The 3,147-nt window shown below is 43.7% G+C and carries 2 protein-coding genes; one reads left to right on the forward strand and one right to left on the reverse strand.

The genetic code is table 11. The annotated features are described in order from the left end of the window. Window positions 1-359: 359 nt before the first annotated feature. On the reverse strand, window positions 360-962 hold the full coding sequence (gene lepB / locus PX484_RS15680) for a signal peptidase I (protein ID WP_002801196.1): 603 nt from the start codon (window positions 960-962) through the stop codon (window positions 360-362). 367 nt (window positions 963-1,329) lie between these two features. Between lepB and PX484_RS15685 the strand changes: the two genes are divergently transcribed. Beyond that, window positions 1,330-3,147: 4Fe-4S binding protein (locus PX484_RS15685; protein ID WP_288104636.1), on the forward strand; the 1,818-nt coding region annotated here is incomplete at its 3' end.

Raw genomic sequence — 3,147 nt, forward strand, 5'->3', positions numbered from 1 at the left:
ACTGAAAGTCTTGCCGGTTGCCCCGATTCTGGGTGAGGCCATATGGCGCATTCATGAGGACAATTCCGTAAGTAATATGTTTAATTAGGGTCTGCTGAATAAATCTAAAAACCTTGCTGGATAAGACTTTTAGCCTTTTTTGAAATCCAAAAGTACCAGATATGGGAGTGATCAGGGGGAAATTCAGCTACTTTTTCCCTGAAAATTAGGTAATTGCCCCCCTCAAAATCGGTAAAACCCCACACCCCACACCCTACACCCTACACCCTGCCCCTAGGAAAAACTTTTTCAGCAGACCCTAAATAGATGGCCAAATCCCCCTAGTTTTAGGGGGAATTTTTATATTTATTTTCTTGACATTAATTCTGATTTGTGGCAGCGTCGGGGTTGTCAAGTCCTCCCAGACGATTAAAGGGCCAAAAACGCACCACGGCGCGACCGATTAAGTTTTCCCGGGGAACGAAGCCCCAAGCGTGGGAATCATAACTATTATTGCGATTATCGCCCAAAACCAGATATTGATCGGGGGGAACTGTCACCGGTCCGTAAGCATAATTAGGTTCTTCGGCGATATACTTTTCCGCTAAAACTTTACCGTTGACGTAAACTAGACCGTTTTTGACTTCCACCTTATCCCCCGGCAGTCCAATCACCCGTTTAATAAAAGCATCCTGAAAATTTTGAGCTTTGAGAGCGGCTGTCGGACTAAAAACCACTATATCACCCCGTTCTGGCTTCTGAAAATGATAGCTAACTTTCTCGATAATGAGGCGATCATTAATCTGGAGAGTGGGTTCCATGGAAGAAGAGGGAATATAACGGGCCTCGGCCACAAAAGTGCGGATACCAAAAGCCAAAATTCCAGCCGTGACAATGGTTTTAACTGCTTCTAGCCAAGGGTTTTCTTGGGGGACGGGAGGAGGAGAGGGTTTTTCGGATTTATGGTTCAAGCTTTCAGCCATAGAATTTTAACTTTTGAGAAGGATTAAGCTAATGCGCTCTTTAATGTTCTAGTTTAGTGATAGTAGCAGCGTAGATAATATTTTAAGACAATTTTCCCAACCAGATCACTGTTAATTTGTCAAGGCCGCATTCTGCTGCTGGAAGGGGAATTTCCTCGGGGGGTAGAAAAAGTAAGATTAGTCCCATTGCTGACGAGATCGAAACTCGTGCTAGTACCATCATGGACGCGAGGGGGCCTGACTTTGTTGCCTGGTGTTATTAGTCCACTGCATTTTCACCCACTGGGATGTTTACAAAAATTCCCGAATGATCGATTGGAAACTTGGATATTAATTTAGCAAAACGACTTGACTCAGATGTATATATATGTTTGCACAAATTCCCGAACGCTCAATGCACTATTTGCGATGGGTTGTGACCATCGCTTGGTTAATTCTGATATTTTCTCTATTTTTTGACCCGATTTCGGCAAAATTAACCGATACTAACAATCTTTCTAGTCCCCTGAGAGTGGATCCCGATCTGTGCATTAAAGTCCAGGGAGTTTGCCTACCCCAATCCTCCTATCAGTTAGGTGCGCCGATTTTTTGGGGAATAGTGGTTCCTAGTGGTGTTTTTATCCTATTAGTATTAGGTCACGAACTCTGGCGGCGTATCTGTCCTTTATCCTTTCTTTCTCAAATACCGCGTGCTTTGGGTAAACAGCGTCAGAAAAAACAGACCGATAAATCGGGAAAAGTCCGCTCTGAAATCTATAAAGTGCCGAAAAACTCTTGGTTAGCTCGGAATTATCTCTATCTACAATTCAGTCTGTTATTTTTGGGTTTATGCGGACGGATTCTCTTTTATAATTCCGATCGCTTATTCTTGGGTAGCTTTTTAACCTTTACTATTCTAGCGGCGATCTTTGTGGGTTATTGGTATGGGGGCAAATCTTGGTGTAACTATTTCTGTCCCATGAGTCCGGTTCAAAGGATTTACGGTGAACCGAGGGGTTTACTAAATAGTACCGCTCACGAAGACAGTCGCGGTGGGATTACTCAATCCATGTGTCGTATTGTCCATGAAGATGGTAGCGAACAAAGTGCCTGTGTTGCCTGTCAGAGTCCCTGTATCGATATCGATGCGGAAAGATCCTATTGGGATGGGATTAATAACAGCGATCGCCAATGGCTTTATTACGGTTATTTTGGCTTAGTTTTTGGCTATTTTATCTATTATTACCTTTATGCTGGCAATTGGGACTATTATTTCTCTGGAGCTTGGGCGCACGACGAAAATCAACTAGAATCCCTCTTTAAACCGGGTTTTTATCTTGCTGGTCAGGCAATTGCGATTCCGAGGTTGGTAGCTGTTCCCTTAACTTTGGCAATCTGCACTTTTTTGGGTTACTTTCTCGGTAAAAAAGTTGAAAATGCCTATAAAGTCTATAGAATCCGTAAAAAGTCGCCTTTAACTACGGAAATTATCCGTCATCGAGTCTTTACTGTCGGAACTTTTCTGATTTTCAATTTCTTCTTTATTTTCGGTGGTCGTCCTTTTATTAATCTTTTGCCAAAATTTTGGCATTATTTCGCTAGTATTTTAGCGGCTGTTTTGAGTAGTTTATGGTTATATCGCACTTGGATAAGGGATCCGAGTCGTTACCAACGGGAAGGACTAGCGGGAAGATTGCGTAAACAGTTGGGTAAACTGGGTCTCGATACGGCTAAATATCTCGATGGGCGATCGCTGGAAACTTTGGACGCAGATGAGGTGTATGTGTTGGCCAAGATACTGCCGGATTTCACCCACCAGAAGTGTTTAAAAGCCTATAAAGCCGTGTTAAAAGAGGCTTTGGAGGAGGGATATACTGACTTCGGCCACAGCCTCGAAATCCTAGAACAAATGCGCTTAGAGTTGACGATTACCGAGGCAGAACATCAGGCAATTCTAACAGAGTTGGGTGTGGAATCGGCCGAACTTCTCGATCCGGACAAGCAGTATAGTCGCGAGGATTGGTTACGTTTGCAGAGTTATCGCGATGCTTTGTTAGAAAGTCTCTTGGTGACTTGGAAAAAAGACCCCGATCGCCGGGTGGGGTCAGAATTGCTGGAAGTGTTAACCGGTAAGAGTTCCAGGGAGGCGATCAAGCATTTATTGACGGAATTGCCGGCCTCGGAAACGGAAACTGTCGAGTCTTTG

Origin of the sequence: Microcystis sp. M49636_WE2 (assembly GCF_030065375.1) — a bacterium.
In the GTDB taxonomy this organism is placed as follows: domain Bacteria; phylum Cyanobacteriota; class Cyanobacteriia; order Cyanobacteriales; family Microcystaceae; genus Microcystis; species Microcystis aeruginosa_C.

Excerpts from the sequence above, each read along its gene's own strand:
- lepB (WP_002801196.1), bottom strand. The coding sequence starts at position 962 with ATGGCTGAAAGCTTGAACCATAAATCCGAAAAACCCTCTCCTCCTCCC.